General features: G+C 47.5%; 24 protein-coding genes and 1 other annotated feature. Of the genes, 4 read left to right on the top strand and 20 right to left on the bottom strand.

Annotated features, from left to right (window positions below; all coding sequences use genetic code 11):
* Positions 1-4 precede the first annotated feature (4 nt).
* Positions 5-1,276 (bottom strand): histidine--tRNA ligase, encoded by a 1,272-nt coding sequence (gene hisS, locus AB3351_RS12630; RefSeq protein WP_371147498.1) that lies wholly within the window; start codon positions 1,274-1,276, stop codon positions 5-7.
* Positions 1,277-1,370: 94 nt separating this feature from the next.
* Positions 1,371-1,588 (bottom strand) — a binding site (T-box leader).
* A 96-nt stretch (positions 1,589-1,684) separates the two neighbouring features.
* Positions 1,685-3,190, bottom strand: a complete 1,506-nt coding sequence (locus AB3351_RS12625) for a coproporphyrinogen III oxidase (RefSeq protein ID WP_371147497.1) — start codon at positions 3,188-3,190, stop codon at positions 1,685-1,687.
* A gap of 152 nt (positions 3,191-3,342) precedes the next feature.
* On the opposite strand from AB3351_RS12625, the gene AB3351_RS12620 reads away from it, so the two are divergent.
* Positions 3,343-3,894 carry a class I SAM-dependent methyltransferase gene (locus AB3351_RS12620; RefSeq protein WP_371147496.1) on the top strand — a complete coding sequence of 184 codons (552 nt, stop codon included), beginning with the start codon at positions 3,343-3,345 and terminating at the stop codon, positions 3,892-3,894.
* A 65-nt stretch (positions 3,895-3,959) separates the two neighbouring features.
* On the opposite strand, the gene dtd is transcribed toward AB3351_RS12620, so the two are convergent.
* From dtd to AB3351_RS12580, 8 genes are all read right to left on the bottom strand, one after another.
* The gene (gene dtd, locus AB3351_RS12615) at positions 3,960-4,403 is read right to left on the bottom strand and encodes a D-aminoacyl-tRNA deacylase (RefSeq protein WP_371147495.1); all 444 of its coding nucleotides are present in this window, start codon (positions 4,401-4,403) and stop codon (positions 3,960-3,962) included.
* A 16-nt stretch (positions 4,404-4,419) separates the two neighbouring features.
* The gene (locus AB3351_RS12610) at positions 4,420-6,612 is read right to left on the bottom strand and encodes a RelA/SpoT family protein (protein WP_371147494.1); all 2,193 of its coding nucleotides are present in this window, start codon (positions 6,610-6,612) and stop codon (positions 4,420-4,422) included.
* Between the two features lie 148 nt (positions 6,613-6,760).
* Positions 6,761-7,276: an adenine phosphoribosyltransferase gene (locus AB3351_RS12605; protein WP_371147493.1), complete on the bottom strand. Its 516-nt coding sequence runs from the start codon at positions 7,274-7,276 to the stop codon at positions 6,761-6,763.
* Positions 7,266-9,608: a single-stranded-DNA-specific exonuclease RecJ gene (recJ, locus tag AB3351_RS12600; protein WP_371147492.1), complete on the bottom strand. Its 2,343-nt coding sequence runs from the start codon at positions 9,606-9,608 to the stop codon at positions 7,266-7,268. Before recJ ends, AB3351_RS12605 begins: the two co-directional genes overlap by 11 nt.
* Positions 9,609-9,678: 70 nt before the next feature.
* Positions 9,679-10,644 carry a cation diffusion facilitator family transporter gene (locus tag AB3351_RS12595; RefSeq protein WP_371147738.1) on the bottom strand — a complete coding sequence of 322 codons (966 nt, stop codon included), beginning with the start codon at positions 10,642-10,644 and terminating at the stop codon, positions 9,679-9,681.
* A gap of 94 nt (positions 10,645-10,738) precedes the next feature.
* Complete coding sequence (gene secF / locus AB3351_RS12590; protein ID WP_371147491.1) at positions 10,739-11,665, bottom strand: protein translocase subunit SecF; 927 nt, start codon at positions 11,663-11,665, stop codon at positions 10,739-10,741.
* Positions 11,655-12,893 carry a protein translocase subunit SecD gene (gene secD / locus AB3351_RS12585; RefSeq protein ID WP_371147490.1) on the bottom strand — a complete coding sequence of 413 codons (1,239 nt, stop codon included), beginning with the start codon at positions 12,891-12,893 and terminating at the stop codon, positions 11,655-11,657. The genes secF and secD overlap by 11 nt, the downstream gene beginning before the upstream one ends.
* 267 nt (positions 12,894-13,160) lie before the next feature.
* Positions 13,161-13,391, bottom strand: coding sequence for a post-transcriptional regulator (locus AB3351_RS12580; protein ID WP_371147489.1), 231 nt, complete (start codon positions 13,389-13,391; stop codon positions 13,161-13,163).
* Positions 13,392-13,490: 99 nt separating this feature from the next.
* Here AB3351_RS12580 and spoVB point away from each other — a divergent pair, with 99 nt between their 5' ends.
* Positions 13,491-15,068 (top strand): stage V sporulation protein B, encoded by a 1,578-nt coding sequence (spoVB, locus tag AB3351_RS12575; RefSeq protein WP_371147488.1) that lies wholly within the window; start codon positions 13,491-13,493, stop codon positions 15,066-15,068.
* 11 nt (positions 15,069-15,079) lie between these two features.
* Here spoVB and corA read toward each other — a convergent pair whose 3' ends face one another.
* A complete protein-coding gene (gene corA, locus AB3351_RS12570) occupies positions 15,080-16,051 on the bottom strand; it encodes a magnesium/cobalt transporter CorA (protein ID WP_371147487.1) in 972 nt (323 codons plus the stop codon).
* A 183-nt stretch (positions 16,052-16,234) separates the two neighbouring features.
* On the opposite strand from corA, the gene AB3351_RS12565 reads away from it, so the two are divergent.
* Complete coding sequence (locus AB3351_RS12565) at positions 16,235-16,612, top strand: TIGR04086 family membrane protein (protein WP_371147486.1); 378 nt, start codon at positions 16,235-16,237, stop codon at positions 16,610-16,612.
* 71 nt (positions 16,613-16,683) lie between these two features.
* On the opposite strand, the gene yajC is transcribed toward AB3351_RS12565, so the two are convergent.
* The 9 genes from yajC to AB3351_RS12520 form a co-directional block, all read right to left on the bottom strand.
* Positions 16,684-16,989, bottom strand: coding sequence for a preprotein translocase subunit YajC (yajC, locus tag AB3351_RS12560; protein ID WP_371147485.1), 306 nt, complete (start codon positions 16,987-16,989; stop codon positions 16,684-16,686).
* Between the two features lie 110 nt (positions 16,990-17,099).
* Positions 17,100-18,230, bottom strand: a complete 1,131-nt coding sequence (gene tgt / locus AB3351_RS12555; RefSeq protein ID WP_371147484.1) for a tRNA guanosine(34) transglycosylase Tgt — start codon at positions 18,228-18,230, stop codon at positions 17,100-17,102.
* Between the two features lie 21 nt (positions 18,231-18,251).
* On the bottom strand, positions 18,252-19,280 hold the full coding sequence (gene queA, locus AB3351_RS12550; RefSeq protein ID WP_371147483.1) for a tRNA preQ1(34) S-adenosylmethionine ribosyltransferase-isomerase QueA: 1,029 nt from the start codon (positions 19,278-19,280) through the stop codon (positions 18,252-18,254).
* 98 nt (positions 19,281-19,378) lie between these two features.
* The gene (locus AB3351_RS12545) at positions 19,379-20,803 is read right to left on the bottom strand and encodes a SpoIID/LytB domain-containing protein (protein WP_371147482.1); all 1,425 of its coding nucleotides are present in this window, start codon (positions 20,801-20,803) and stop codon (positions 19,379-19,381) included.
* Between the two features lie 130 nt (positions 20,804-20,933).
* Positions 20,934-21,761, bottom strand: coding sequence for a lipoate--protein ligase family protein (locus AB3351_RS12540; RefSeq protein WP_371147481.1), 828 nt, complete (start codon positions 21,759-21,761; stop codon positions 20,934-20,936).
* A gap of 94 nt (positions 21,762-21,855) precedes the next feature.
* Positions 21,856-22,074: a DUF2905 domain-containing protein gene (locus tag AB3351_RS12535; protein ID WP_371147480.1), complete on the bottom strand. Its 219-nt coding sequence runs from the start codon at positions 22,072-22,074 to the stop codon at positions 21,856-21,858.
* Positions 22,071-23,075, bottom strand: coding sequence for a Holliday junction branch migration DNA helicase RuvB (gene ruvB, locus AB3351_RS12530; RefSeq protein WP_371147737.1), 1,005 nt, complete (start codon positions 23,073-23,075; stop codon positions 22,071-22,073). Before ruvB ends, AB3351_RS12535 begins: the two co-directional genes overlap by 4 nt.
* A gap of 12 nt (positions 23,076-23,087) precedes the next feature.
* Positions 23,088-23,732 carry a Holliday junction branch migration protein RuvA gene (ruvA, locus tag AB3351_RS12525; protein ID WP_371147479.1) on the bottom strand — a complete coding sequence of 215 codons (645 nt, stop codon included), beginning with the start codon at positions 23,730-23,732 and terminating at the stop codon, positions 23,088-23,090.
* Between the two features lie 137 nt (positions 23,733-23,869).
* Positions 23,870-24,442: a BofC C-terminal domain-containing protein gene (locus AB3351_RS12520; RefSeq protein WP_371147478.1), complete on the bottom strand. Its 573-nt coding sequence runs from the start codon at positions 24,440-24,442 to the stop codon at positions 23,870-23,872.
* A 149-nt stretch (positions 24,443-24,591) separates the two neighbouring features.
* Between AB3351_RS12520 and AB3351_RS12515 the strand changes: the two genes are divergently transcribed.
* On the top strand, positions 24,592-25,405 hold an 814-nt coding region (locus AB3351_RS12515; protein ID WP_371147477.1), incomplete at its 3' end, for a LysM peptidoglycan-binding domain-containing protein.

The following is a 25,405-nucleotide window of genomic DNA, read 5'->3' as shown; positions in this document are numbered from 1 at the left end:
TTCCTTACTTGTCTTTTTGAATGATTGTTTGAATGTGCTGTGCTACTTGTTCAAATGCTACTTCCTGCTGCTCTCCAGTCTCCATGTCTTTCAACATCGCTATGCCGCGCGCCAGTTCATCCTCACCGATAATAGCCACTGTCTTTGCCTGCAGGCGATCGGCCGCCTTCAGCTGTGCCTTCATTTTCCGTCCCAGAAAATCAAGATCGGCCGCCAGCCCCTGCTGACGGAGCTGATCAAGAAGCAGGAACGCTCTCTCCTGCGTGTCTTCTCCCATACCCACAATAAAACAATCCAGTTCGTGTGCAATCGGAAGCTTGATCCCTTGTGTCTTCAAAGCCAGCAGTACACGCTCAATGCTCATCGCAAATCCGATCCCCGGCATGTCATTGCCGCCCATTTCTTTTACGAGACCATTATAGCGTCCGCCGCCACAAATCGTACTGACAGCGCCAATCCCGCGCTCCATAATTTCAAATGCCGTATGCGTATAATAATCAAGTCCACGCACGAGGTTAGGATTCACTTCATAGGCAATACCCAGATCATCCAGATGCTTCTTCACTTTTGTAAAAAATGTGCTTGACTCTTCATTCAGATAATCAAGAATCACAGGGGCAGTCTTCATTAATTCCTTATCTGCATCCTTCTTACAGTCCAGAATACGCAGCGGATTGCGTTCTAGGCGCGATTGGCAATCGGAGCAGAACTCATGAATGTGCGGCTTAAAGTGATTCACAAGCGCATCCCTATGTGCCTGACGGCTTTCTGCATCACCCAAGCTGTTCAACTCAACATGTAGATTAGTCAATCCCAACTCTTCATAGAAACGCATCGCAAGTGCGATGGTCTCCGCATCAATCGTCGGGCTGTTGCTGCCGATCGCTTCGATGCCAAACTGCGTAAACTGGCGCATCCGGCCAGCCTGCGGACGTTCATAGCGGAACATCGGTCCGATATAATACAGCTTCGTCGGCTGCTGCGGCAAGCCGAACATTTTGTTTTCAACATAGGAGCGTACAGTAGAAGCTGTGCCTTCAGGACGCAGTGTAATGCTTCGGCCGCCACGGTCTTCGAACGTATACATCTCCTTCTCTACAATATCCGTTGTCTCACCAACACCGCGATGAAACAGCTCCGTATGTTCAAAAATCGGTGTGCGGATCTCTAAATAATTATAGCGGCGGCAGATATCGCGCGCCTTGTCCTCAATATACTGCCACAGCTCAATCTCGCCGGGCAGAACATCAGCTGTCCCTCGTGGAACTTGGATCATGTTCGGGCCTCCTAATATGTGAGAGTAGTTTCAAAACTCCATCCGCAAAGCGGGAGTCTATACAATTAAAAAATCTCCCGCCACTGACACAGTTGTCAGGGACGAGAGATTGGTTCGCAATTCCCGTGGTACCACCCTAATTGGATATAAGTATCCCACTCATAAGCTCCGTAACGTGGAGAATACGCCGTGTGTTTCCACCGGTCTTCCGGGTTGTCTTTCATCAAGAGCCGTCGAGAATGCTTCCAGCCTGTGGCATTCCTCTCTGTACGCAGTACTTCCTGACTACTTTGTTCCCTTCATCAGATCGCTTTTCATTTGTCGCAATTGTTTTTAATAGTACTGGTTTCGACAAAGAATGTCAAGAGATTACATTAAAGGTGCAAAAACTCTGCTCAGTTTCTCATCCTATAGCTTCTGTGCTGAGAAAAGCTCCTGTAGCGTATCAATTTTAGCTTGGGTGTAGTGCTTATAGTTATCATTATATGCTTTTGGTTCTTTCGGATTAGCAAAGCGCGAGATGTTGCCCGTAACAGGATGGACCCACTTGCTTGCGGCACCGCAGCCAAGCCCAATAATCGACTGCACCTCTTCCATAATCATAATGTTGTAGAGACTTTCCTGTCCCGGCTTAGCGTATCCGACGTTCTCCAGGTTGCCAAGAATATTCTTCTGACGATAGAGATAATACGGTACATATCCCTGCACCTTCGTCCATTCTTCCGCCCGTTTCATCATCTCTTCAATCTCCTGACGAGTAGCTACACGATATTTGTCCTTGTTGCGCGTCATCTCTGATGCACGCTTAAAGGATAAGGTATGCACCGTTACGGATTCAGGCATTAACTTCTCTGTTTCCCGTAGCGTGTAATCAAACTCTGCAACCCCTTCTCCCGGCAGACCTATGATTAAGTCCATATTGATATTATTCATACCAGCCTCACGCGCCAGATGGAACTTATCAATTGTCTCCTGGACGGTATGATGACGTCCGATCGCTTTTAGTGTCTCTTCTATATAGGATTGCGGATTGATGCTGATCCGGTCGATGTTCCACTTAGTAAGCACAGCCAGCTTCTCTGGTGTGATGGTGTCGGGACGTCCAGCTTCGACTGTAATCTCCCGCACACGATCCATATGTGGGAAGGATGTATACATCTCTTCATACAGCATATCCATTTCTTCGGCTGTAATACTCGTAGGTGTGCCGCCGCCAAAATAAATGGTCGTAATGCCGATACGATTCTCCTTCAGCCAACGACCAATCTCTCGCATTTCATGATGAAGGCCACCAAGGAAGGAGTCAACAGAACCCTGCTTCCCATTAATCGCATACGCCGGGAATGTACAATACGCACATTTCGTCGGACAAAAAGGAATGCCGATGTACAGACTTACTTCATGGCGCACATCATATAAATCAGGTACCATGGCAAGCTGGCGGTCGATAATTTGCTGCATCAACTCCACCTTCTCGCTGCGAATCATATACTCTTCCCGTAGTTCTTGGTGTGCCTGCTCCATCGGAATTTTCTGCTGCATTTTGCGATGCAGAAGCTTCGTTGGGCGGATGCCTGTAAGAATACCCCACGGTTGCTCCATACCCGTATACTTCTCGAGCACTTCTAACAGGGGATGGCTGACGATCCGCTTGGCCTGCTTACGCCACTCCTTGTCTGTCTGCTCACATGAAACGCTTCTGCAATATGTAGCTTCATATGTGCGGTCGCCTCGCGTTTCTATCAAGCGCGCATACGCGCGAAGCTCCCGCTCTCCTTCCAAGCTAAGTTCAATGACGAGATCGGCGTCTGTCCGCTGTTCAAAATAAACGTTTATTTCTTCAAAAAACAGACGAATAATATGTTCTAGGGATCGGTGAAATTTCTCACCCATGTCCGTCACTTGTATAATCATGAGATAACCCCTTTGTTTAGCATGTTTCGTTACGAGTGTAGCCGAGTGGTGATGACGGGTCAAGCACAATTCCATTTCCACTCTTGCACAGATTTTGTTACTATATAAAGAAAAGCCCCGTAGGACAAGGCCGTTCAGAAGGAGTAGTGTCGATGGAAAAGCTGATGTTTCTAACGAAATTCTTTCGCTCGCCAAAAAATATCGGAAGTGTAACTCCCAGTTCCCGTTTCCTCGCTAAAGCGATGGTCAAGCCTATCGATTGGCGTTCTGCTAAGCATGTGGCGGAATTAGGCGCGGGAACAGGCGTATTCACTAAATATATTGATCAACTGCGTACCCCGGATTGCAAGGTCGTCGTCTTCGAGCAAGACTCGAGCATGCGCCGTCGCCTTGAACATCTATATCCGGAACTGTATTACTATCATGATGCCCGCAATATCACATCGGCGATGCAGCAATATGAAATCAATCAATTCGATTATATTATTTCGGGGTTACCGTTTACAAACTTCTCGCAGGAGCTGCGCGATACTATTATGGACGAAGTGGAACGCTCATTGAAGCCGGGTGGCGTATTTGTAGCTTTCCAGTTCTCATTACAGATGAAAAAGCAGTTCTCTGATCGCTTTGACAATGTGAGTCTGGAGTTTGTGCCAATGAATGTGCTGCCAGCATTCGTATATTACTGCAAGAAAATGAAATAAACAAAAATCCCAGTTCCGCTATTCTATACAGCAGCGCTGGGATTTTTTATTGATACGCATACATGCTACGCTTTGCTCTCCACAATCAATGTGACCGGTCCATCGTTGACTAATGCCACATCCATCATCGCACCAAATACACCGGTTGCAACTGTAAGCCCTCGCTCACGCAGCTTCTCATTAAAGAAATCATACAGCGGCTCTGCCTGCTCAGGCCGGGCCGCATCCACAAAGCTCGGGCGTCGGCCCTTACGCGTATCACCATACAACGTAAACTGGGATACAGAAAGGATGGAGCCTCCTACGTCAACCACCGAATGATTCATCTTGCCGCTCTCATCTTCAAAAATGCGCAGGTTGGCAATTTTCTCAGCTACATATTCCGCATCATCTTTCGTATCTCCATGCGTAATTCCGACCAATAATACGAGACCGGAATCAATGCTTCCGGTTATTTGACTAGACACTGTAACAGAGGCTTGTTTTGAACGTTGAACAACGACTCGCACAATACGACAACCCTTTCTACGTATTCATCACACGACGCACAGAATACACATCGCGAATCTTCTTGATTCGCTCTACTACCTTGTGCAGGTGATCGAGATTCTGAATGGAGATGGTCATGTTAATTTTTGCCACGCGGTTCTTATCAGATTTACCAGATACAGCCGTAATATTCGTCTTCGTATCAGCCACCGTCGCCAGTACCTCATTAAGCAATCCGCTGCGGTCATGACCGGTAATTTCAATATCAACATTATATTCGTGCTTCAAATCCGCATCCCATTCAACAGGGATAAGACGGGCTTTATCTTCTTCACTACAGGATTGTAAGTTCAAGCAGTCCTGCCGATGAATGGAGACACCTCGACCGCGCGTAATGAAGCCGACGATATCATCTCCTGGAACTGGATTACAGCAGCGGGAGAAACGAATCAACAGGTTATCGACACCGCGGACACTAACCCCCTGATCAGGTCGTTTACGGCGTGGAGGCTCCTGCTTGATCTCGGTAATATTAGACTGCATCTCTTCGCGTTCTTTACGAAGTCTGTCAGTGAGGCGCGTTGCAATCTGGGCGCCAGTAATACCACCGTAACCTACCGCAGCAAACATATCTTCTTCACCCTGGAAGTTGAATTTATTTGCCACTTCCTGCATATTCTCTGCGGTCATGACTTCCTTCGGTTCGAAGTTATTACGACGCAGTTCACTCTCTATCGTCTCGCGGCCCTTAGCTACATTCTCTTCCCGTTTCTCTTTCTTGAACCATTGCTTGATCTTATTGCGAGCATGAGAGGACTTGGTAATCTTCAGCCAATCCCGACTCGGACCATAGCTATGCTTGGATGTAAGCACCTCGATAATATCGCCCGTCTTCAGTTGATGATCAAGCGGCACAATCTTGCCATTCACCTTCGCTCCAATCGTCCGATTGCCAACTTCTGAGTGAATACGATAGGCAAAATCAAGCGGCACCGAACCCTTCGGCAGTTCAATGACATCGCCTGTTGGTGTGAAGACGAACACCAAATCCGCAAATAAATCCATCTTCAGCGATTCCATGAACTCCTGAGCATCTTTAGTATCCTGCTGCCATTCAAGAATTTCACGGAACCATGACAGCTTGGTCTCAAAACTCTCGCCATCGCCGACCTTTGTTCCTTCTTTATATGCCCAGTGTGCCGCAATCCCGTACTCGGCGATTCGATGCATCTCCGCCGTACGAATTTGCACTTCCAACGGTTCTCCATTCGGCCCGATTACAGTCGTATGAAGGGACTGATACATATTTGCTTTTGGCATAGCAATATAGTCTTTGAAGCGTCCGGGCATCGGTTTCCACAGCGTGTGCACGATACCTAACGCCGCATAACAATCACGAATGTCATCTACAATAATCCGAACTGCCAGCAAATCATAAATTTCGTTAAATTCTTTATTCTGCTTTACCATCTTGCGATAGATGCTATAAATATGTTTCGGGCGTCCGGAAATCTCAGCCTTGATCTGGATCTCCTGCAATTTCTCCTGCACGGTATCAATGACACTATCAATGAAATTCTCCCGCTCTGCCCGCTTCTTCTTCATTAAGTTAACGATGCGATAGTACTGCTGTGGATTGATATATCTAAGACCTGTATCTTCCATTTCCCATTTGATCGAGGCAATTCCAAGTCTATGTGCAAGCGGGGCAAAAATCTCAAGCGTCTCATCCGAGATTTGTCGCTGCTTTGCTTCTGAGAGGTGCTTGAGCGTCCGCATATTGTGCAGCCGATCAGCCAGTTTAATCAGCATCACACGCAAATCTTTCGCCATCGCCAGAAACATTTTGCGGTGATTCTCTGCCTGCTGCTGTTCTTTTGATTTGAATTTAATCCGGCCCAGCTTCGTAACTCCTTCAACAAGGTTAGCTACTTCCGTACCGAACTCCTGTGTAATCTCTTCACTCGTCACTTCCGTATCTTCAACAACATCATGCATAAATGCGGCTGCTACAGTGACCGCGTCCATCTGTAAATCAATGAGAATGCCGGCGACAGCGATTGGATGAATGATATACGGCTCTCCTGATTTCCGTACTTGTCCATCGTGGGCGCTGCGCGCAAACTCATACGCCCGAAGGAGAAATTCGATATCCTTCTCCGGCAGATACCTCTTCGCTTTTTCTACAACCTGATCGATTGCGTTCTCAATCGCCGTTTCGGTACTCATGACACTATCTCCTTTGCCACTCCTCTAGAATATTATCCTTTATTATGTGTGAATTACAAACGAAAGTAAAGAGGGAGCACCCCAATATGAAATGCACAAAATACAAAAAATCCTCCCCGTATGGACGACGAGAAGGATTGTAATCTGCTTAGTATTGAACAAGCGTAAAAATATTTTGATCTTCACCTAATTTGTCACGGCCATTCAAATACGTAAGCTCGATAAGGAATGCCAGACCAACAATTTCACCACCAAGCTTTTTCACCAGATCAATTGTTGTGTTGATCGTGCCGCCTGTTGCAAGCAGATCGTCAGCAATCAATACGCGCTGTCCCGGCTCAATAGCATCCTTATGCATAGCCAGCGCATCCTTTCCATACTCAAGCGAATACTCCGCCTGAATGGTCTCATATGGAAGCTTGCCTTTTTTGCGTACCGGCGCAAAGCCCACACCCAACTGCACAGCAAGCGGACAGCCGATGACAAATCCTCGCGCTTCTGGTCCAACGATAATATCCGGCTTCTGCTCTCGGGCAAATTCCGCCATCTGATCAATCGCTGCCCGATATGCAGGACCATCTGCAAGCAATGTAGTAATATCCTTAAAACGAATGCCATCCTGTGGATAATCCAGAATGACTCGGATCTTCTCTTTAAAATCCATGATACATCTTCTCCTTTATTTGGGCGCCTGTCAGCATATGCTGCTTTAAAAACGCTCGCAATGATTGATATGAGGAATACAATAGCTCCGTCTCAAGCTCAAGTGCTTCCTTCTGCCGTTGATAAACATCCGATTCTGTCAGATCACGCTTCGCTGTTGTTTGGGAGAGAAGATAACTCTGCGCTTCCTTCTTCAGAAAACCAAGATCGTAAAACACTTCGAGAATAAACAGTACAGATGATGGCGTTAGTTTTTTAGCTTGGGCAAGCAGTGGAATGTCCTTTTTGGCAAGCGACTTATGCTGATATACAGTCTTATATACATCTTTAAACTGTTCGCGAGAAGGAAGAGACGGCAGTGCATGAGGGTCCTCTCCGAACAAGCAATACAGACGTTCAAGCTCTGGCTGCTCTTGAAGCACACGTTCAAGCTCTTGATGCGATCTAGGCAAATCATATAGAACAAGCTGACGCGTATCTGATTTCGGCTCCGTGTGCAGCATGCGCCACGTCGATGACCGCTGCTCCAACTCACGCTGTCCTTGAGAGCGAAATGCTACAATCCGCGCTGGCGCCTCACTATCTAAGCCCGTAAGCTTTTCCATCTTGTTGCGTACACCGCGCCAGTCAAATACTTGTAGGCCAGGAACCGCGATATCTTTAAGAACAAACTGAGCCTTGCGCTGATTATTCCACTCGTTTACACCCAATTCACCTACGATATTCGCTTCATCACGCAGGGATAAATTTGCTGCAACATCAGCCATCTTAAAACCGATGCCATCCAATGATACACCATCCTGACGAAAATGACATTTAATGTGGTTTTCATCCTTGCCAATGATGCGCAGGTTAGTAATTTCCACACCTTCAATTAGAATTTTCGGGCTTGGATTTCCCAAGCCGAACGGTGCCATCTTCTCCAACTGCTCGATCGTTCCCAAATTGGCATCCGCTAGCGTGCATACTGCATCCACCCGTGTAATCGGAATATAATCATCGTCGCTCAGCCACTCTGCTGCCAATTCATTCAAACGCTGACGCAGCACCGCTACATCGCTTTCAGCAAGCGTCATGCCGGCTGCCATCGGATGTCCCCCGTAATGAGGAAGAATATCCTCACACGTCGTTAATGCTTCATACATGTTAAAGCCTGCAATACTCCGCGCAGAACCTTTTGCCTTACCGTGTTCTGCCTGTATGCTTAACACGATGGTCGGGCGGTAGAATCTCTCTACCAGACGGGAAGCAACAATCCCGATTACCCCTTCATTCCATCCTTCTTTGGCTACTACCAGCACTTTCGTTTCTTCTTCCGGCATAGAAAGCACCAGCTGCTCGGCTTCTGCGGCAATCGCTTCCACCAGCTCCTGGCGCTCCTTGTTCAGCTCATCTAATTCCCATGCATGCTGCTCGGCTTCCTCGGGATCGCTTGTAATAAACATTTTTACAGCGCGGTCCGCCGTCTCCAGGCGTCCGGTCGCATTGATACGCGGCCCCATCCCAAACCCGATATGGTAGGCCGAGACCTTGCCTTCGATGCCGCACACTTTTTTCATCGCCTGTACTCCCGGATTTACCGAATGCTCAAGCGCCTGCAGTCCAAGCTTCGCAATCAGTCGATTCTCGTCTTCTAACGAGACAAGATCAGCAATCGTACCGATGGCCGCGATTTCCAATAAATGATGCGGCAGCTCACCTAAGAGCGCATGGGCGAATTTAAAAGCGACTCCGGCACCGGCCAGCATCTTAAACGGATACGGGCAGCCCGGCTTCTTCGGATTAACCACCGCATACGCATCCGGCAGCGTAGCGGGAGGTTCATGGTGATCGGTAATGATAAGATCAAGGCCAATCTCTTTCGCCATCTCCGCTTCTTTTACAGCACTGATGCCGGTATCTACCGTAATCACAACAGAAAAACCATTCTCCGCAGCCTTAACCAAGGCACCTTCATTCAAGCCGTACCCTTCCTTAAAACGATTGGGAATATAGTATTGAAAGGTTGCGCCAGCCATGCGCAGCGTATGGATCATGATGCTTGTGCTCGTCACACCATCCGCATCATAATCACCATAGATAAGGATGGGCTCTCCATCCGTAATAGCTTGTCTTATACGTGCTACGGCCGTATCCATTCCATCAAGGAGGAACGGATCGTAGAAATCCTGTATACTGCCGCCTAGAAACTTCTCTGCTGCTTCCTGTGTTTCAATGCCACGCCCAACAAGCAGTTGGGCAAGCAGCGGTGAAATATGTAATTGCTGCTGCAACTGCAGCGCAAGTTCCTGATCCACCTCTTCTATCTTCCAGCGGGTCTTCGATTTTACCAAAGTTTTCTCCCACCTCTCCTTAAACACTTGTTCATTATACTAGAGAGGGGAAAAAACGGGCAACTGTTGTTTAGTGCAAAATCGGACCTTCCGGCTCGGTTGCATCCGTTCTCTGAGGTGGCGGATAAAAAAGCTCCGCTTCTTTTGAGCGGCCATACGGATTGACATGCACGAACACATTTTGCACGTTAGAAAAACGCTCCATTAATGCTTTTTTCACCTGCTTGCCGATCCGGTGTCCTTCTTCGACAGTCTGTTCGGCAGCAACGCCGATTTTGACATCGACAATCACATAATGACCATGCTCGCGCGCCAACAGCTCGTTAACCTCCAACACACCAGGCACCAACTGCACGGTCTCCCTTAACTCACTGCTCTTCTCTTCATTCCATACAACATCTAACGTACTGTGAATCGATTCACGCAGCATCCGATACGCCATACGAATAACTAAGCCAGAGACAAATACGCCGGCAATCGGATCAAGATATACAAGCAAAGGAAAACCAAGCCGTTGTCCAAGAATGGCGCCACCGATACCGATCAGCGCAGCAAATGAGGAATACACATCAGAACGATGCTCCCATGCGTTGGCAATAATCGCTTGGCTATTCAGCTCCTTACCGACACGATACTTATAGCGAAACATCCATTCCTTAATTCCCATCGAAATGACGGCAGCATATACGGCCAGCATACCCGGAGCTGCTAGCGGAGCAAAAAACGCACGAAAGGTGGCATACCCCATTTCAAGCCCTACCGCAAACAAAATGATCGACACGATAATCGCAGAAATCGGTTCCGCCTTACCATGACCATACGGATGCTCAGGGTCCGGCGGAATCTGTGACGCCTTTAATCCAAGCAGTACCGCGGCTGAACCGACAATATCAGAAGCCGAATGAATCGCATCTGCTAGCAAGGCTTTACTATTGGCAGCAAACCCTACTACCGCCTTGCCTACAGCCAGAAGAAGGTTACCGATAATTCCTACCCAGGCGGCAAACCGCGCTTTAGAAAACCGCTCGTCCTGCATATGCATATGCCGACACTCCTTTATACTCTTTTATGCGCGAAAAAACCGCGGGCCACCCCGCGGTTTTTTCTCATTTGCTTATAGTATGGCTTCCTTACGCTTCATTATTAGCAGGCGCCAATTTTTTCTTTTTCAAATCTCGTTCTCTCCACGATACCCAAATCTGACTCGCAATGAAAATCGAGGAATACGCCCCAAAGATAAGGCCGATAATCAATGCTAACGTAAAGTGGCGGATGCTTTCTCCTCCGAAAATATAGAGAGCCACCGCACAAATGACTACGGTTAATACCGTATTGATAGAACGCGCCAGTGTCTGGCTAATACTGTAGTTAACCACATCCTCTACGTCCTGCACGGTCTTGAGCTTCGCGTGTTTCAAATTGTCACGGATACGGTCGAAGATAATGATGTTATCGTGAATCGAGTACCCGACAATTGTTAGAATGGCCGCAATAAACGTCAATTCCACTTCAATTTGAAAAATGCTAAACAGCGTAATGACAAGAAATACGTTGTGCAAAAGCGCAAGAATAGACGAGATGGCAAAACGGAACTCAAACCGGATGGTGATATAGATGACGATACCGATCGAAGCAATCATAACGGAATAGAGCGCTGATTGCGCCAATTCCTTACTAATGATCGGATTGACCGTACTTTCCTGTAAGGATACATCTTTACCATACTTATCATGCATTGCCTTTGTCAGCTTGGCAATCTCATCCTTATGGATGGGCTCTGCAAATTGAATAACGGCAATATCCTTCTTATCACCTGCGGTCGTTACGCTCCCCGCATGCAACCCTATCTTGTCCACACTCTGTCTTACATCGTCCTCACTAAATGTTTTTCCGATCTGTACTTGTACGCGTGTTCCGCTTTTAAAATCAACACCAAGGTTGAGACCAATCGTAAGCAAAGAGATAATCCCTGCAATGATGAGTAAGGCGGACACGATAAAATATTTTTTTCTGTGTTTAACAAAGTCAAATTTGTACTCATTGAATTTATAATTCACGGATGTCACGCTCCTTTACCCCGTAATAGCTGGGCTTGTTGAACAGATTGGAGCGCACGGCGAGATTCATCAAGAAACGAGATCCTGCCACTGCCGTAAGCATACTCACAAGAATACTTAATATAAGAATAACCGCAAAGCCGCGGATTGCGCTCGAACCGAAATAGAACAATACGATTGCACCAATAATACTTGTAACGTTGGCGTCAAGGATTGTACTTAACGAGCGTTTTGAACCCGCTCGCAGCGCGGAAAGGTATGATTTACCGCTTCGCAGCTCTTCCTTAATCCGCTCGTACATAATGATATTGGCATCCACCGCCATCCCGATCCCCAGAATGAAGGCCGCAATCCCCGGCAGCGTAAGTGTAGCTCCCATAAGGTTTTGCAGTAGAAGAAGTAAATAAACATACGCAACCAGCGTAATGCAAGCGATCACGCCCGGCATACGATAATAGATAATCATGAAGATCAATACTATAATCGTACCGATAACTCCGGCTTCAACCCCGCTCTTAAGCGCTTCTTGTCCCAATTTCGCCCCAACGCTTGTGGAGAACACTTCTTTCATTTTGACCGGAAGCGAACCTGCGTTCAATAATGCCGCAAGCTCCTTCGCTTCTTGAATGTCCTTCTGTCCGTCAATCTGAGCTGTTCCACTTGGAATCACCTGTTGAATTACAGGTGCGGTAATCATCTCTTCATCTAGGAAAATCGCCATCTGCTGGCCAACATACTGCTGCGTTACGGAAGCGAATTTCTTCGGATCCTTAAACTGCAGTGTAACGACCGGCTGATTTGTTTGCTGATCCAGCACGCCCTGGGCGCCATTTTCGGCCAAGTCGTTTCCGTTCATCAGCACTTTTCCATTCATATCGCGGAAGGTCAAATTGGCAGGCTTTCCAATTAAATCCCGCGCTTTTTGTTGATCCGTTACACCGGCCAGACGTACGCGAATCCGATCCTCACCTTCTACCTGAATCTCAGGCTCGGTAATTCCTAATTTGTTGATCCGCTTATCCAGCGCCTCACTAGCGTCCTTCAGCGTTTTGCTTGTTACCTTTTGTTTCGCGTCTAAAGGTGATACTTCATACAATATTTCAAACCCCCCGCGCAAATCCAGCCCAAGGGTCGTGCTCATCGCTACCTTTTTCCCAGTCAAAGCAACCGTACCGAACACAACGGCCGTAATGACAAGGAGGGCAACAAGGCGATTCCACTTAATCATCTCCTGTACTTCCTCCTTTTCCAACCAATACTTTACTATTATAGCTACTCCTATTTTTCACTGTCAATTTTCTATTCAATAGGAATTTTAAACAGTGTCTACAGGCTATCCCCATCTTCTATTCTTCATAAATGAGTATAAACATAAAAAAGACGAGCGCATCCATCTTCCATTATGCAACCCGTCTTCTTTTACGCATCATAAAAAGATTTGTTTCATGAAATGGAGTAAATTCATTATTTCTTCCTATTTTAATCAACCGGTATCTCAGATTGATTCATTCTTGTATGCACGCATCGTCATCCAATTCATCCAGCGGCCCGGCTTTAACGACAAAATATCATTAACCGCCTTGTGCAGTGGAGGCATTTCCTTATATCTCTCCGAAACGCACGCCCACACCTCTTCTGGCGCGGCCTCATAACCGAGCATAGCAAGCTCTTGGGCTTTAATTTCACATACATATGTCAGCTGCTCGTCTAGCGTATCTTTTCGCATTCTTGCAAAGCCCCCTGTCTGCGTGATTTTCAGGCATGTTTGACCTATGTACATGCATATGCTGTCAACAAATATGCATGGGAAAAGAGAGGACGTATCATGACAAAACAAACATTCATGAAAGGAACACTTATTCTTATTCTTGCCGGTCTTATTGTAAAGGTACTCGGCTTCATTAACCGTGTCATGCTGGCCCGCATTATCGGTGCCGAAGGACTTGGCCTCTATCAGATGGCCGTTCCTACCTTTGTCTTGATTATCTCGCTTGCCACATTCGGTCTAAATGTCTCGGTATCCAAGCTGGTGGCAGAAGCGGACGCCCAAGGTAAGAGCGATCAGGTACGCACTATCTTACAGATGTCGCTGCTCATCGTCTCCGTTCTTAGCCTTTTGTTTACAGCACTTATGATTGTCGGTGCTTCCGTCATCTCCCGCTATTTCCTAACTGATGAGCGGGCCTTTTATCCGCTCATCGCCATCGCACCGATTGTGCCAATTATCGCTATCTCTTCCGTGCTGCGGGGATATTTCCAAGGCAAGCAGAATATGACGCCTACTGCTAGTTCACAAGTCGTAGAACAGGTTATCCGTATGTTTACCGTCATTATTCTCGCCTCATGGCTTATGCCACGCGGTGTAGAATATGCAGCGGCAGGTGCGATGGTTGGCGTCGTTATCGGTGAAGGCTTCGGTATGGTAAGCCTGCTTATTCAATTTCGCAGGCAGCGTCTGCCAAAGCTTTTGAAGCGGCGCAGCTTTGTCAATTTATTTAACCGCAACAAAGAAACCTTTCGCAGCCTGCTCGATATCTCTATTCCTGTCACAACGAGCCGGATCGTCTCTTCACTCACGTTTTTTGTCGAACCGATCATCGTTGCACAGAGCCTTTTGCTTGCCGGAATATCCGCCAGCACAGCTACCAGTTTTTACGGGCAGTTGGCCGGAATGGCGATCCCTCTGCTCATCTTTCCGACATTCATTACGTATTCGCTCTCAGTTTCCCTCGTTCCTGCCGTAGCGGAAGCGGCCGCACAGAAAAATGACAAGCTTATTTACCGGCGCATCTATCAATCCATACGCCTCTCCCTCGTTATTGGCGCCCCCTGTGCCGTTCTGCTCTATATTTTTGCTGAACCGCTGGCCAATCTTTTATATCACGATGAAAAGGTAGGGCATTTCTTAAAGTTAATGGCCCCCTACTCTATTTTTCTATATTTCCAGGCTCCTCTGCAGGCTGCTCTGCAAGGGCTTGATCATGCAGGTGTAGCCATGCGCAATACAATTATCGGCGCCCTGTTGAAGACCGCTGCGATCTTCCTGCTCGCATCACGCCCTGAAATCGGGGTTGACGGCGTCGTTCTTTCCGTGAACATTAGCATATTGTCCGTTACGCTGCTGCACTTCTTCAGTGTTAGCAAAGTTACCGGTTTTACAATCGAAATTAAAGACATCGCTAAGGTTATCGCAAGCGTAACACTAGCCGGTTATGCCGCACTGCACATGACCCAGTATTGGTCGCACTATACCGAGCTTCCGCAAGCGATGATGCTAGGTACATGCCTATCGCTTATTATTTATATGCTGCTGCTCATCTGGCTTCGTATATTAGGCAAGCAGGACGTACAGCGCATTCCATGGATCGGAGCTGCGCTTGCTCACTTCCTGCCTAAACGCTAACGCGTACACATTCATAGCCAGCGTTTCCGCTTAAAATAAAGCAGCATCATGCCAACAACAAAAAACAAGATCGCTACCATTGCCCAGAAACTGTACGGTGCATCTTCTCCAGGCAACGGGACATTCATCCCCATCAGCCCAGTAATAAACGTAAGCGGCATCATGATGGTCGAGATGATGGTCAAAATGCGCATCGTCTCGGTCGTCTTCGCACTTACGATGGAGTAATATGTATCGAGGGCTCCGTTTACGAGATCACGGAACGTCTCAGTCGAATCGGCAATACGCTCCAAATGGTCAACCAGATCGATATAGAACGGTATATTCTCCTCGTTAATCTCAAATAGCATCACGCCATTTACCGTGGCAAAAATACGCTTTTGAGGAAGAATGACGCGCCGAATAAGAATAATTGTACGCTTCAGTGCAAGGAATTCCTCCGTAATTTCTTTCATCTGGTGCTCGTAGATCTCGTCTTCTAATTCGTCAATCCGCACACTGATTCTATCCATAATCGGAAAATACTCGTCCGTGATACCGTCCACAATCGAATACAAGAGAAAATCTGGCCCACGATTCATATATTTCTTGCTCTGTAAGCTGACAGCCGCAATGCGTCCAATGGAGGGCAGCGGACGCTTATGAATGGTAACAATGTAATTCACACCTAGAAATACATTCAATTCAAGCGTCGTAATCTCATTGTCGCTCTCTTCATTGTAGCGCAGCGCATGAATCACGAAGAAGTGATAGTCTTCATAGTCATCAACCTTTGCACGCGGGCTGACATGCAGACAGTCTTCAATCGCCAACGGGTGAAAATTAAAGAGATCAGCGACGTACTGCAGCTCATCGTTTCCCACGTCATACAGATCAATCCATAACAGGTCTTCCGGCGACCGAAGAAATGTATGCGTTTCATCGAGATCGACATCGTGCTGCATGGTTTGCTTGGAATGGTTATAGAAATACGTTTTAATCATACCTTCTCACCCTCCTTCTGGCGAATGATCAAGCAGCTGGGCTCATGCCGTATCTGTCATCTCTCATCATACGAGAAAATAGGCCGCCTTTCAAACGGAAAACGCCATCCCCCCTCTTCTTAGCAGGCATAATTTGTCCCTCCGCTACATAGGATGTACAAAACTTTTTGCGAGGTGTGAACTATGTTGAAGTTAGGTGAAATCAAGCTTCCTATGCTGGCCGGATTTATCTATACGTTCGTCATCGTATTCCTTGGTGCTATTATCACGTCGCTTCTGCTTGCTTTTACAGAAACACGGGAGACATCCCTTCCTTCTGCCGTATACAGTATAAATGGATTGGCGCTGTTCGTTGGGGGATTTGTCTCCGGAAAGCGGGGCGGCGAGAAGGGATGGTACTATGGCGGCATGACCGGCATTTTGTATTTCCTGTTTGTCCTCCTGCTGAGCTTCCTTGGCTTTGACGCCAAGCTTGGAATGGGCCACCTCTATTCTCTTCTATTCGCATTTCTTGTGGCTGCATTCGGTGGGATCATCGGTGTGAATTTATCAAAAAAATAAGTTCAACTCCTCCTGTGAATCGCAAAAAAAGAAAGCGGGCTGCACATTGCTTCCCGCTTTCTTTTTGTTCTCTACTCTTCTTTATTTGTGACAGCCGGCTGTTTTTGCACGGTTTCGCCCACAACGGATTGAACCGACATTTTTTCAAATGTTAGCTTCTGTCCGCCAGCATTCACTACAATTGTATTGTTCTCTTCATTAATCAGATCAATGGTGCCGTGCAGACCACCGATCGTTACAATACGATCGCCTTTTTTCAAAGCCGCCATCATAGCATTACGCTGTTTTTGACGCTTTTGATTCGGACGAATCAATAAGAAATAAAAGATAGCAAACATAACTACCCATAACAAAACTTGCTGCATACCTGCGCTCATGATATTCCTCCTTTTTTATATACATATATTCTTGCCAGTTCATATCTTTTCTTAAAACCTCTAAGAGCTTCTTTAAGAAAAAACGGGAGAACCAGCAGGATTCCCCTTACTTAGAAGCCGCGTGTTTCCGTAATGCCATACCGAGCAAAAAATTCATTACGGAAGTCTCCAAGCCTGTCTTCCATAATGGCCTGACGCACTTGTTCCATCATCTTCACCAGGAAATGCAGGTTATGATACGTTGTCAGCCGTACGCCGAGGATTTCATCACAGCGAATCAGATGGCGGATATACGCTCTCGTATAATTACGGCATGTATAGCAATCACAATTCGGATCAAGCGGGCTGAAATCGCGTGCATACTTGGCGTTGCGAATGACTAGACGTCCCTGACTCGTCATGCATGTCCCATTGCGAGCAATCCGTGTTGGAAGGACGCAGTCGAACATATCAATACCGCGAATGGCTCCTTCAATCAACGCATCCGGTGAGCCTACGCCCATCAAATAACGAGGCTTATTCGCCGGAAGCAGTGGAACCGTATAGTCTAGCACTTCATACATCAGCGGATGCGGCTCTCCTACACTTAATCCCCCGATCGCATAGCCCGGAAAATCAAGCGAAGTCAGATCCCGTGCGCTTTGTTCACGTAATTCACGATACATACCACCCTGTACGATGCCGAACAATGCTTGATCATGCGAGCGCTTATGTGCCTTCAGACAGCGTTCTGCCCAACGGGTTGTTCGCTCCATTGACGGCTTCACATACTCCGGCTCTGCCGGATACGGTGCACATTCATCGAAAGCCATAATGATGTCGGCCCCTAATGCGTTCTGAATCTCCATTGCCTTCTCCGGACTGATGAACAGCTTCTCACCGCTTAAGTGAGAGCGGAAAGACACTCCTTCCTCATCAATCTGCCGCAGGTTGCTTAAGCTAAACACCTGAAACCCGCCGCTATCCGTCAGAATCGCCCGATCCCAATTCATGAACGAATGAAGGCCGCCCGCCTCAGCTACCAGTTCGTGTCCAGGACGGAGAAACAGATGATATGTATTGCTCAAAATGATTTGAGCATTCATCTCCTTCAGTTCTTCCGGTGTCATCGTCTTCACGGTTGCCAGCGTCCCCACAGGCATAAATACCGGCGTATCGATGATGCCGTGCGGCGTATGCAGCTTGCCAATCCTTGCCCCGGTTTGCTTGCATGTCTTAATTAATTCATAGCGTACTGCCACGATTGATATCCTCCTAGCCTCTTACAAAATAAGCATGGCGTCGCCAAAGCTGAAAAACCGGTATTCCTCTCGGACGGCTTCTTCATAGGCACGCAAAATGTGATCCTTACCAGCCAATGCGCTTACCAGCATGACAAGCGTTGACTTTGGCAGATGAAAATTCGTCACCAGACCATCGATTACACTAAATTCATAGCCCGGATAGATAAAAATATCCGTCCAGCCTTCCTCTGCAACCAGTGTACCTTTGTGCTTTTGGCCGATCGTCTCCAGCGTACGGCAGGAAGTGGTTCCTACGGCTATAATACGGCCGCCGTTCGCTTTGGTTTCATTAATTATACGGGCATTTTCTTCTGTAAGAGAATAAAATTCGCTGTGCATCTGATGTTCTTCTAGCGTCTCAGCCATCACCGGACGAAATGTACCAAGTCCAACATGAAGCGTGAGAAAGGCCAGACGCACGCCCATCGTCTTCAATTCCTCAAGGTACTCTTCTGTGAAATGCAGACCTGCCGTCGGAGCGGCGGCCGATCCGCGATGCTTCGCATATACGGTCTGGTAGCGCTCACTATCTTCAAGCTGCGCTTTAATATATGGCGGAAGCGGCATTTCACCCAAACGATCCAACAGTTCATGGAAGATACCTTCATATTCAAACCGTACAATACGACCACCTACCTCGGTGCTGTCTTCACACTCCCCAACAAGGATTCCATCACCGAAGATGATCCGTGTTCCCGGCTTAATCCGCTTACCCGGGCGTACAAGCGTCTCCCAACGGTCTTCACCAACAGGTTTTAGCAACAGCACTTCGATATGTGCACCTGTGCCTTCCTTCACGCCAAAAAGCCGGGCAGGAATAACCCTCGTGTCATTGAGCACGAGCGTATCGCCGGCTTTTACGTATTGTTTTAGGTCGGTAAATGTACGATGTTCTACAGCCCCGGTGTGTTTATGCAAAACAAGCAGGCGAGAGCCCGTCCGATCCGCAAGCGGATTCTGTGCAATAAGCGACTCCGGTAAATAGAAATCAAAATCATTGACGTTCAATGTCTATCCCTCAACTTTACATTCAGTCATCAGTATAACGCTCTTTATCATACCGATTTTTCCCCTCTCATGCAAGAAATAGACATAAGTTTCATCGGTTAATTGCCAGATCCATATCCCTGACTTATTTGTGCTGGATCATAGTAGAAAGCCAGAATATCCCGGTAGGACTTTCCTTCTTTGGCCATCTGCTGTGCGCCCCACTGACTCATACCAACGCCATGACCCCACCCTTTTCCGCTAAATACGACAGAGGTAGGTGCGGCCTGATTCACTGTTCCTGCTCCTGCAGACGGATTAGCCACCTTCTTCTGTGTCGCTCCTTGGATGACAAAATTTGATGCAGTCGAAGATGAAGTCGAGCCATTGGAGACATACAGACTGCCCGTATCCTTTTGCGTTGTGGATGAACCGTTATATACAGACACCACATCACCACTCGGTGTCGGCACAATCGCACCGTCATTCACTTTTACGGTATAAAGAGCGCTTTTTAAGCCTAATACCGTACGAGCGCTTTCCTTGGACAAATTCTGTACGCCTTTATCGCCTTCAATCACCAAATTCGCCACACGCCCCGAAGCGTATGTTTGCTTCAATTCTACCTTTTTAATCGCACCGACAGCAGGCGTACGGTTTTTCAGTTTATCCTGTATCTGCGCAATGGTCAGTGTCTGCTGCCAGCTTCGATCCGGTGTGCCGCTGCGAGCGTCATATGGATCGGGCTTTGCTTGAAGATACGGTGTTCCCTTTGAGCTTTGCCATACGTTCTCCGGTGCTTCGGTATAGCCGCCATTGCTTGAACTGTAGAGCGCCTCAATGAGACCGCCATTGTATGAGAGCACTTCGCCCCGCGTCTCCTCGACAGCCTGATTGGAATTGTCCTTTTCATTTTTAATTCCTTTGTATGCTTGGTATTGCACGGTATCATTAATATACCCATTACCCGGTTTTGTCTTCATATGACGAACAGCATAAGTGCGCGCCGCAACCGCTTGTGCCTTCAGTGCTTCTCTGTCCCATGAAGCAGGCATCTCGCTTGGCACAACACCCTTAAGATAGCTTTCCATTCCAACTACGTTAATAGGGACAATCCGGGGCTGCACTCCTTTATATCCAATCTGGAACTCTATCGAACCGCGGTATGAAGAGACTTCTCTTCCTTCTATTTTTATTGTAGAACTACCCGTAGGCAGCGTGGGTGTCACAGTAAGTGTACTCAATCCTTGAACGAGCGGCAGAACGCCTATTTGTCCCGGTTGTTGATAGAGACTGAGCGTCCCATTCTCTACTTGTATGAAATATTTTTGTCCGGCAAGCAGCACAAGCGACGGTTGTCCTTCTATCATATAGCTCCCATTCACCGTAAAGGCCACCGTCTGCAGCGCTTCTTGAGAGCCCGAGGCAAATGGCGCTGTCAATTCTACACGAACAGGCATTTCTTCCTCCGCCCCTGCCTGATTGCCGAAGGGCAGCAGTAAGCCGAGGCCTAGCATAATAGGCAGTACTTTCCCCAATTTCATTCTCTATCAACCTTTCTCCGTCTATAATTTCTGTATGTGTATGTACATTCTACCAGAAATCTTATCTATATTTTCCAACTCTATGATAATTAGACGAATAAAAGGGCAAAAGGTCGCAGATTAAATACGCTTACATGTGCAAGTGCGGATTGCGCGTCTCCATACCTGCCGTATTCGCAGCAAACTCTTCTGTTTCTTCAGGAAGAAGCTGTGAGAACTCAATCTGCTCAGCATCTGCTCTGATCACATCCACAGCACGGAGAAACAAATCCTGTACGGAAAGAGAGAGACCAAGCAGTTCCGATAACGAAGCGACTGTTACAGAGTTCACGTCAGGATACTGATCCCCTGGCCGGGCGGCTCTATCATAAAAGTCCCGCACGAGCGCAGCACGGCCACTCCCGCTCCCCTCCACCAGAAGAAAAGCCTGTACCGCCACGGCCCCACGACGTCTGCGCTGGGCCAACCCGCCGAATTTACGACCGCCAATGGCGACATCAAAATCACCCGGACAGTATGACCCCACTACTTCACCGGTTTCTACCTTTACACCGTATGGAGCAAGCATACGCTCAATAAATTCCACCATCGCCCGATATCCCGCATGAATATCTGTAAACGCATCCTCTGTAGGCAGAATAAGCGAGAGATTCAATACACCTTCATCAAGCACAACTGCCGCGCCACCAGAATTCCGCACAATAGGTACGTATCCACGCTCTTGCAAATAGGCAAGTCCGTCCTCGATCCGTGTCAGCCTGTAATCAACATTGCCCAGAACGACGTTATGATGGTGCACCCAGGCGCGCAGCACAGCCGGGCTTTTCTTCATATGGACCGATGTACATAAGGTATCGTCCATCGCAAAAGAATATAAGGCGTGAAAGGATGGGTGTGTTTTTGTCTGATCGATGATCCGCCAAGTTTGTTGACCGAACAGGCTTTGTTTTTTTTCCATGGTCATTCTCCTTCTTCATATGTACACTATCTACCTTTTCAATTGCTACAAAAAAACCCAGGAGGTATCGTTCCACCCCCCAGGCTCTACACTGTTAGCGAAAAAAACGGAACAAGTAGAATAAAAGCGAAAGCACAACACTTACGATAATACTTGTCATTAAAGGAAAGTAAAAGCGGAAATTCTCCTTCTCCACGACAATATCCCCCGGCAGGCGTCCCAGATTCAAGAAGCGTCCACCTACCTGCCAGATCAGACCGATCACCACAAGGATGACGCCGCCAATAATAAGCATCTTCGCTACCGGATTCATGTGCCAGGCACCTCCCTACCGAAATAATGATATGCATGGGGTGTGACGACACGGCCGCGCGGCGTACGCTGCAGAAATCCAATCTGCATTAAATACGGCTCACATACATCCTCAATCGTCGTGGCTTCTTCACTAACAGTAGCTGACAGTGTATCGAGTCCAACCGGTCCACCTGCAAATGTGTCCATAATAGAGAGCAGCAGCTTATGATCAATCTCGTCTAATCCCATGCGGTCAACTTGAATCCGCTCTAGGGCTTCACAGGCTAGCTCTCCTGTAATCACACCGTCTCCCCGAACCTGGGCAAAGTCCCGCACACGCTTCAACAGGCGATTTGCAATCCGTGGGGTACCGCGAGAACGGCGTGCAATCTCCTCGGCCCCTTCGCCCCGGATCTCAACGTCGAACAGTTCGGCCGCCCGCATCACGATATACGTTAGCTGATCTGTCGTATAATATTCAAGCCTGCTCACCACACCAAAACGGTCACGCAGCGGGGCGGACAGCATCCCGGCTCGCGTTGTCGCACCCACCAGTGTAAACGGGGGCAGATCAAGCCGAACTGATTTAGCACCTGGTCCTTTGCCGATTACAATATCAAGCGCGAAGTCCTCCATCGCCGGATACAGCACCTCTTCCACACTACGCGGAAGGCGATGAATCTCGTCAATAAACAATACATCTCCCGGCGCGAGTGCGGTTAGGATCGCCGCAAGATCTCCCGGTCGCTCAATGGCAGGGCCGGATGTTGTGCGCAGATTAACCTCCAATTCATTGGCAATAATCATGGAAAGGGTGGTTTTACCAAGACCGGGCGGTCCGTACAACAGCACATGGTCGAGAGCTTCACCGCGAAGCTTGGCCGCTTCGATAAATATTTTTAGATTTTCTTTAATTTGATCCTGACCAATGTATTCTGCCAAATAACGGGGTCTGAGGCTGAATTCCATATTATACTCCTCCATGTCATGCGCATGGCCGGAAATCATTCGCTCCTCCATCATACTCCCCCCTTACGTTGTTAAAAATAGTTGCAGTGCACGCTTAACGATCTTATCCGTAGAAGCAAGGTCCGCTCCTTCCTTCTCCAACTTCTTCATTATCTTTTGAATCTCCCCCTGACTGTAACCAAGCGCTGTGAGAGCCAATGTCGCTTCCTGCTTCGGCTCTTCAAAAGCATGAAACAATGTTAATTCGTCTTCTTCGGCAGGCGCAGGCTCCCCTGACACCTGTATCGCTTCTCTCTCGCGAATCGGCAGCGCCTTGAGCTTATCTTTGAGATCAAGAATGATCCGCTGCGCCGTCTTCTTCCCGACACCTGGAAAACGTGTGAGAAATTCGATATTCTCCTGCGTTACCGCCGCAATAATCTGCTCAGGCGTACCTGCTGAAATCATCGCCAGCGCTCCCTTTGGTCCAATCCCGGATACATCAAGCATCTTGCGGAATAAATCACGCTCATTGCGTGTGGAAAATCCGTATAGATGAGCCGCATCCTCCCTTACATAATGATGGGTATAGATGCGAACTTCACTCTTCTCGCCTTCCCTGTATTGAAACGGATTACCCGTAAATATCCGATAGCCTACACCATGCGATGCCACAACGATGCAATCAGCTTCCACATAGACGATATGCCCTTCAATAAAATCAATCATTCCCAGTTCCTCCTGATCCTACAACAGCCTTTATCTCTTTATTGTACACCATATTGAAAAACGCGAACATACATTTCAATCTTTTCTCGCATATGAACAAAACGGAGCGCTTTGCTTCGCTCCGTTTTTCATCACACTTATTTCAATTGTACCGCTGTTTCCTTTTCATCACCTGAGAATTCACTATAGGTGGAGATAATCGAATTGTACTCTGCGGCATCCGTAATCCGAATACCTTTACGCAAAATCTTCATCTCATCCACAGGCAAGCTTGATTCCAGCTTCTCTGTATTTAATTGAAAAAACGTCTGAATCACCTTGCCATTCTCCGGCACACCATCAAACAATGTTAATTCTCCGTTTTCACTTAAGCCAAAGTATGCATGTTCCTTGCAGTAAGGAGAGAGATCATTAAGTTTTTTCTCAAACGTATACACATTGCGTTGACGCGAGACAAAAGTCCAATCCTGATAACGCATAAGCAGCTCATCTGATGAAGCGACTGTCTCCTTCTTGATTTCCTCTTCTGACTCTCCGCATAAATACACGCGTTTTAATACGACATCAACCGCCTGGGCCGCCGCTTCATTCCCTTTTAGTGTCTCAATTGCAGTATATAAATACCAGATGCTAGACACCGCTACAGTAAAGAATAGAATCGCTAAAGCCCCCAGGGTCCTCCAATGCTTTGGAAGCGGCTTTCGAATCATACGCATCCCTTCTTTGCCAAAATAAACATTTACTTCCTATCATTCCCTGTGCAAAGAATTTTTATACGTGATATCCACCTACCCGTAGCAAATTGCCCACCCATGCATATGATGTACAGTAATTTTTCTTAGAAGGGATGGTCCAACACATGAAAATCCATATCGTCAAAAAGGGAGACACACTATGGAAGATCGCCCAAAAATATAATGTTGATTTCGAGACACTAAAAAAAGCGAATGCACATATCAAAAATCCGGATAAAATCTCACCAGGTATGAAAGTAAAAGTGCCAACAACCGGCATACCGTTGAAGAATGAAGAAAGTGCTACGGGGATACCGAACAAGGAAATGCCTGTGAAGGAAATGCCGAAAGAAATGCCCATGCAGCCTAAACCGCCTACCGCTCCTCTCGTACCAAAAGCTGCACCCGAATCTCCTGAATTAAATATGATGATGGAGATGGATATGGACATTAATATCCAGATGCCGCCGATGCCAGCAAAAGAAGTACCCGCCAAAGAAAAACCTGCGCCAGCACCAATGCCAAGCCCAGCACCGATCCAGCCACAAGCGAAGCCTACGCCAAAGCCAACACCAATGCCGGAAACAAAACCAGCACCGCCGAAAACAGAGGTAAAACCGATCATGCCACCAAAAGGAATGCCGAAAGAAAAACCAACAGCACCAATACAAATCACACCGTCTCCTATGCCGCAGATGCCGATTATGCCGCCTATGATGCCTACTATGCCTGTTGCGCCGTATTCACCAATGCCATACTGCCCACCGGCTAAAGATTCCTGTCATGAGAGCAGCTTCTGTTCCTCATCAATGGAAACGTCATACATGATGCATATGCCAATACAGCAGCCCATGCCTAATATGCAGATGCCCATGATGCCTACAATGCCTGAGATGCAGGCGCAGCAACCCATGCCTAATATGCAGATGCCTATGATGC

Source organism: Aneurinibacillus sp. REN35 (assembly GCF_041379945.2).
Taxonomy (GTDB): domain Bacteria; phylum Bacillota; class Bacilli; order Aneurinibacillales; family Aneurinibacillaceae; genus Aneurinibacillus.
Note: the sequence above shows the minus strand (reverse complement) of the source record. Positions and strands in the feature narration are given on the sequence as shown.

What these genes read in the sequence shown, in the direction of transcription:
- hisS (WP_371147498.1), bottom strand. Translation starts at nt 1,276, where the DNA reads ATGATCCAAGTTCCACGAGGGACAGCTGATGTTCTGCCCGGCGAGATT.
- AB3351_RS12625 (WP_371147497.1), bottom strand. Translation starts at nt 3,190, where the DNA reads ATGATTATACAAGTGACGGACATGGGTGAGAAATTTCACCGATCCCTA.
- AB3351_RS12620 (WP_371147496.1), top strand. Translation starts at nt 3,343, where the DNA reads ATGGAAAAGCTGATGTTTCTAACGAAATTCTTTCGCTCGCCAAAAAAT.
- AB3351_RS12610 (WP_371147494.1), bottom strand. Translation starts at nt 6,612, where the DNA reads ATGAGTACCGAAACGGCGATTGAGAACGCAATCGATCAGGTTGTAGAA.
- AB3351_RS12605 (WP_371147493.1), bottom strand. Translation starts at nt 7,276, where the DNA reads ATGGATTTTAAAGAGAAGATCCGAGTCATTCTGGATTATCCACAGGAT.
- AB3351_RS12595 (WP_371147738.1), bottom strand. Translation starts at nt 10,644, where the DNA reads ATGCAGGACGAGCGGTTTTCTAAAGCGCGGTTTGCCGCCTGGGTAGGA.
- secD (WP_371147490.1), bottom strand. Translation starts at nt 12,893, where the DNA reads ATGATTAAGTGGAATCGCCTTGTTGCCCTCCTTGTCATTACGGCCGTT.
- AB3351_RS12580 (WP_371147489.1), bottom strand. Translation starts at nt 13,391, where the DNA reads ATGCGAAAAGATACGCTAGACGAGCAGCTGACATATGTATGTGAAATT.
- spoVB (WP_371147488.1), top strand. Translation starts at nt 13,491, where the DNA reads ATGACAAAACAAACATTCATGAAAGGAACACTTATTCTTATTCTTGCC.
- corA (WP_371147487.1), bottom strand. Translation starts at nt 16,051, where the DNA reads ATGATTAAAACGTATTTCTATAACCATTCCAAGCAAACCATGCAGCAC.
- AB3351_RS12565 (WP_371147486.1), top strand. Translation starts at nt 16,235, where the DNA reads ATGTTGAAGTTAGGTGAAATCAAGCTTCCTATGCTGGCCGGATTTATC.
- yajC (WP_371147485.1), bottom strand. Translation starts at nt 16,989, where the DNA reads ATGAGCGCAGGTATGCAGCAAGTTTTGTTATGGGTAGTTATGTTTGCT.
- AB3351_RS12545 (WP_371147482.1), bottom strand. Translation starts at nt 20,803, where the DNA reads ATGAAATTGGGGAAAGTACTGCCTATTATGCTAGGCCTCGGCTTACTG.
- AB3351_RS12540 (WP_371147481.1), bottom strand. Translation starts at nt 21,761, where the DNA reads ATGGAAAAAAAACAAAGCCTGTTCGGTCAACAAACTTGGCGGATCATC.
- AB3351_RS12535 (WP_371147480.1), bottom strand. Translation starts at nt 22,074, where the DNA reads ATGAATCCGGTAGCGAAGATGCTTATTATTGGCGGCGTCATCCTTGTG.
- ruvB (WP_371147737.1), bottom strand. Translation starts at nt 23,075, where the DNA reads ATGGAGGAGCGAATGATTTCCGGCCATGCGCATGACATGGAGGAGTAT.
- ruvA (WP_371147479.1), bottom strand. Translation starts at nt 23,732, where the DNA reads ATGATTGATTTTATTGAAGGGCATATCGTCTATGTGGAAGCTGATTGC.
- AB3351_RS12520 (WP_371147478.1), bottom strand. Translation starts at nt 24,442, where the DNA reads ATGATTCGAAAGCCGCTTCCAAAGCATTGGAGGACCCTGGGGGCTTTA.